Genomic DNA, 4535 nt, shown 5'->3' on the forward strand with positions numbered 1-4535 from the left:
GGCCCCCGCCGCCCCGGCCGCCGCCACCACCCCGGCCGCGAGACCGAACGCGGCGGCCTTCGGCACCACCCCGGCCACGGCCGCCCCCCGCCCCTCCGGGCGGGCGGCCGGGACCCCGGTGCGAGCGGCCAGGGCGAGCGCCAGCCGGGCCGCGACCGCCGAGGCCACGGCGGCCACGGCACCCCGTGCCCAGGAGTCGGCGTAGAGCTGCGCCAGCACGGCGGCCTGGGCCAGCAGCACCAGGACGAGGGTGAGCACGCCGAACGGCCCGATGTCCGACTGCTTCATGATCCTGAGCGCGTCCTCGGCGGGCTTGCCGCTGCCCAGCCCGTCGGCGGTGTCGGCGAGCCCGTCGAGATGCAGGCCCCGGGTGAGCGCGGCGGGTACGGCGACCGAGGCGACCGCCGCGAGCGGCGCGCCGGCGCCGAGCAGGAGCAGCAGCAGGCCGAGCCCGGCCGCGCAGCCGCCGACGACCAGTCCGGCCGCCGGGGCGCACAGCATCCCGGCGCGTGCGGCCCCCCGGTCCCAGCGGTGCACCCGGACGGGCAGCACGGTGAGCGTCCCGAAGGCGAAGCGGAGACCGTCGTGAGGGGAGGACTTGAGCACCGGCGCAGGTTACCCGGCGGTCCCGAGGCCCCCTCCGGCACCCGGGGATAAGGTGCGCATATGGGGCACTGGTGGGTGCGGAACATCGTCGAGCCGGGCAAGCTCCCGCTGCTGCTCGCCCTCGGTGCCTTCGTCGTGACCTTCGTCGTCACCCGGGTCATCACCCGTCTGATCCGGGCCGGCAAGGGCCCCTTCGGCAACGTCAAGGCGGGCGGCCTGCACATCCACCACGTCGTCCCCGGGGTCGTCCTGACCATCGTCGGCGGCTTCGGCGCCGTCGCCGGCGACCGGCACGGCGCGGGCGCAGCCGTCGCCGCCCTCGTCTTCGGCACGGGAGCGGGCCTGGTGCTGGACGAGTTCGCGCTGATCCTGCACCTGGACGACGTCTACTGGAGCGAGGACGGCCGCAAGAGCGTAGAGGCCGTCGTGCTCACCGCCGCACTGGTCGGACTGCTGCTGGCCGGCTTCTCACCGTTCGGTGTCAACGACCTCACCCAGGCGGAACTGGCCGACCGGGGCACGGTCATCGCCAACGTCGCCGCGAACTTCGTCCTCTCCCTCATCGCCCTGGGCAAGGGCAAGACGCGGGTCGCGGTGCTCGGGGTCGCGGTGCCGCTGGTCGCGCTCGTCGGCGCGGTCCGGCTCGCCCGCCCCGGCTCCCTGTGGTCCCGCCGCTTCTACGGCCGGCGCCCCCGCGCCCGCGCCCGGGCGGCCCTGCGCGCCTACCGGCACGACCGCCGCTGGGCCCGGCCGCGCCGCGCCGTTCAGGACTGGATCGGCGGCAAGCCCGACCCCCGCCCGGCCCACCTGCCCGACCACCGGTGAGGGCGGCCGGTGCCGGACCGGCCGCGGTGCCGGTGCCGCAGCGCCGCCAGGCACAGCAGCCCCACCGCCATCAGCGCGGCCAGGTGCTCCTTGCCCGCCAGGTTCTCCTTTAACAGCACCTCGACGACCATCGCGGCGGTCACCGCGCCCGCCGTCACATACGCGCCGTACCGCCAGCTCACGAACACCGCGAGCCCCACCACCGCCGCCGACGGGCCGGTGTCCACCACCTGCGCGTCGGCCCACGGCAGCCCGAACGGGGCATGCGGGCCGAGGGTGATCCCGAGGCGCGCGTACAGGGTCCCGGCGAGCGTGGCGACGTAGGCGATGGTCAGCGTCCGCCACCAGCCCAGGCACAGTTCGGCGATCCCGAACACCAGCAGGATCTGCGCCAGCGCCCCCCACACCGGCAGGTCCAGCGCCGGCACGAACAGCGACAGGGGAGTGCGCAGCAGGGCCAGCCACAGCGGGTCCGCGGCCCGTACCGCGCCGAGGCTCTGGACGGGCTGGTAGCCCCACGGCTGGTTCTGCACGTACTGGAGGAGAGCCGTCAGTGCGACCGCGCCGACGGTCATGGGGACCGCCGGCAGCCCCCGTCCGCGCAGGGGCTCGCGCACGGTGAGGCAGAGCAGCCCCCATTCGGCGCGGGCCCAGCGGGCGAGCGTTCCCATCAAGCGTTCCTCATCCCCGTGCGGTCATCGATGCGTGTCCAGGTGCCTGCGGTGCAGCCACTTGGGCAGCCCCGGCGCCTCCAGGAAGCCCTCCGCGCGGGCCGAGGCGAGGCCGATGCGCGGCAGGTCCGCGCTCTTCTCGAAGAGCAGGAACCGCGGCTCCCAGATGGGCCGGTACTTCGCGTTGGCGCGGTACAGCGACTCGATCTGCCACCAGCGGGAGAAGAAGCTGAGCAGCGACCGCCACAGCCTCAGCACCGGTCCGGCACCGAGGCGTGCGCCACGTTCGAAGACCGACCTGAACATCGCGAAGTTGAGCGACACCTGAGTGATCTCGATCTCGCGGGCCCGCCGCAGCAGTTCGATGACCATGAACTCCATCAGCCCGTTGTCGGAGTCCCGGTCGCGCCGCATGAGGTCCAGGGACAGCCCGTGCGGCCCCCAGGGCACGAAGGACAGCAGCGCCCGCAGCCGCCCGTCGGCGTCGGTGCACTCCAGCATCACGCACCGGCCGTCCTCGGGGTCCCCGAGCCGGCCGAGCGCCATGCTGAAGCCGCGCTCGGTGGCGCCGTCCCGCCAGTCGTCGGCGCGCTCGACGAGATAGGCGAGCCGGTCCGCGGGGATGTCCTCGTGCCGCCGGACGCGCACCTCGTACCCGGCACGCCTCACCCGGTTGTACGCCTGGCGCACGGTGCGCATCGCCCGCCCCTCCAGGGTGAACTCGGCGACCTCCACGATCGCCTCGTCCCCGAGTTCCAGCGCGTCCAGCCCGTGCCGGGCGTACACCGTCCCGGCCTCCTCGCTCGCGCCCATCACCGCCGGGATCCAGCCGTGCGCCCGCGCCTCGGCCAGCCAGGGCGCGATCGCCCCCGGCCAGGCCTCCGGGTCGCCGAGCGGGTCCCCGGACGCCAGGCTCACCCCGCCGACGACGCGGTAGGCGACGGCGGCCTTGCCGGTCGGCGACCACACCACGCTCTTCTCCCGGCGCAGCGCGAAGTAGCCGAGCGAGTCGCGGTCGCCGTGCCGCTCCAGCAGCCCGCGCAGCCGCTTCTCGTCGTCGACGGTGAGCGGGTCGACGGCCCGCCGGGAGCGGAAGGCGGCGAAGAGGACGGCGAGGACGAGGACCGTGCTGAGCACGTTGACGGCGACGTTGGCCCAGTTGGGCGGGGAGATCGCCGGGAAGTGGGATTCCTCGGCCGCGACGGAGATCAGGCGCAGGGTGCCGTAGTGCCAGCGCTCCGCGAACGTCGAGCGGGCCGCGTCCGGCGCCCGGTTGGTGACCGTCACCAGCAGCCCGGCCAGCAGGCTCGCGACCAGGCCGCCGCCGACGGCCACCGTGGCCGCGAGCCGGGGGTTGGACCGGTCGCCCTTGGCGTAGAACTCCCGGCGGCCGGCGAGCAGCGCGGCCACGAAGGCGGCCGTCAGCGCCAGGGAGATCCAGTTCTGCGCGTACCGCCGGATCTCCGGGAACGTCATGGCGACCGTGAACAGGGCCAGGAAGAGGCCGCTCGTCACCATGTTGAGGATCCACGCGGCCCGCTTCCTGCGCCGCATGGTGATCGCCAGGAAGGCGGTGAACACGCCGGAGGCGAAACCGGCCGTCAGCAGGTACGGCGTGAAGAAGTCGTCCTGGTTGTGCCGGCGCACGTCCTGGCCGAGCGAGACCCACACGGCGCTGAGGAAGTTGATGAAGGCGACGGTCCGCAGGTACCAGACGGCGAAGGCGGCGGCCCGCCGGGAAGCCCCCGCGGACCACCGCGCCCACCCGCCCGTCCGCTCGGCGTCGGCGCGCTGCTCCACGGCAATTCGGGCATCTCCCATGGAGCAGGATCATATGGCGGTGGCCCCGGCGAACCGCACTTTTCCGTCAGCCGACGACGCCGGCCCTTCCGGCACCCCCGGACCCGCCCGCCACACCGACACCCGACCGGGACAGCACCCGGCTCCCGCACCCGCGGGGAGGGCATCCGCCGCGGCGGTACGCGGCTCCCGCACCCGGCCGGGACAGCACCCGGCTCCGGCACCAGCCGGGAGGGCACCCGGCCGCTCCCGCCGGGACGGCACCCGCAGGGACGGCACCGCCGGGAGGGCGCCCGGCCGCTCCCGCACCCGCCGGGAGGGCATCCGCCGGGAGGGCACCCGGCTCCCGCACCCGCCGGGGGGCATCCGAGGGGAGGGCATCCGCCGGGAGGGCGCCCGGCCGCTCCCGCCGGGAGGGCACCCGGCTCCCGCACCCGCCAGGGGCATCCCTGGGAGAGCGTCCGCCGGGAGGGCGCCCGGCCGCTCCCGCACCCGCCGCGGCGGCACGCGGCTCCCGCACCCGGCCGGGACAGCGCCCGGCTCCCGCACCCGCCGGGAGGGCATCCGCCGGGAGGGCGCCCGGCCGCTCCCGCACCCGGCCGCTCCCGCACCCGGCCGCTCCCGCACCCGGCC

General features: G+C 75.6%; 4 protein-coding genes. 1 reads left to right on the plus strand and 3 read right to left on the minus strand.

What is annotated here, in order from left to right; translation table 11 throughout:
• Positions 1-606: adenosylcobinamide-GDP ribazoletransferase (locus tag AB0B40_RS37950; protein WP_362268181.1), on the minus strand; the 606-nt coding region annotated here is incomplete at its 3' end.
• 60 nt (positions 607-666) lie between these two features.
• Between AB0B40_RS37950 and AB0B40_RS37955 the strand changes: the two genes are divergently transcribed.
• Positions 667-1431: a hypothetical protein gene (locus tag AB0B40_RS37955; protein ID WP_345059848.1), complete on the plus strand. Its 765-nt coding sequence runs from the start codon at positions 667-669 to the stop codon at positions 1429-1431.
• On the opposite strand, the gene AB0B40_RS37960 is transcribed toward AB0B40_RS37955, so the two are convergent.
• The gene (locus tag AB0B40_RS37960; protein ID WP_345059846.1) at positions 1371-2102 is read right to left on the minus strand and encodes a hypothetical protein; all 732 of its coding nucleotides are present in this window, start codon (positions 2100-2102) and stop codon (positions 1371-1373) included. The genes AB0B40_RS37955 and AB0B40_RS37960 overlap by 61 nt on opposite strands.
• A gap of 24 nt (positions 2103-2126) precedes the next feature.
• Positions 2127-3923, minus strand: coding sequence for a phosphatidylglycerol lysyltransferase domain-containing protein (locus tag AB0B40_RS37965; RefSeq protein WP_362268183.1), 1797 nt, complete (start codon positions 3921-3923; stop codon positions 2127-2129).
• Positions 3924-4535: the final 612 nt, after the last annotated feature.

The sequence above is a fragment of the Streptomyces sp. NPDC042638 genome (genome assembly GCF_040647235.1).
Classification (GTDB): Bacteria; Actinomycetota; Actinomycetes; order Streptomycetales; family Streptomycetaceae; genus Streptomyces; species Streptomyces rameus.

Excerpts from the sequence above, each read along its gene's own strand:
- AB0B40_RS37955 (WP_345059848.1), top strand. The coding sequence starts at position 667 with ATGGGGCACTGGTGGGTGCGGAACATCGTCGAGCCGGGCAAGCTCCCG.
- AB0B40_RS37960 (WP_345059846.1), bottom strand. The coding sequence starts at position 2,102 with ATGGGAACGCTCGCCCGCTGGGCCCGCGCCGAATGGGGGCTGCTCTGC.
- AB0B40_RS37965 (WP_362268183.1), bottom strand. The coding sequence starts at position 3,923 with ATGGGAGATGCCCGAATTGCCGTGGAGCAGCGCGCCGACGCCGAGCGG.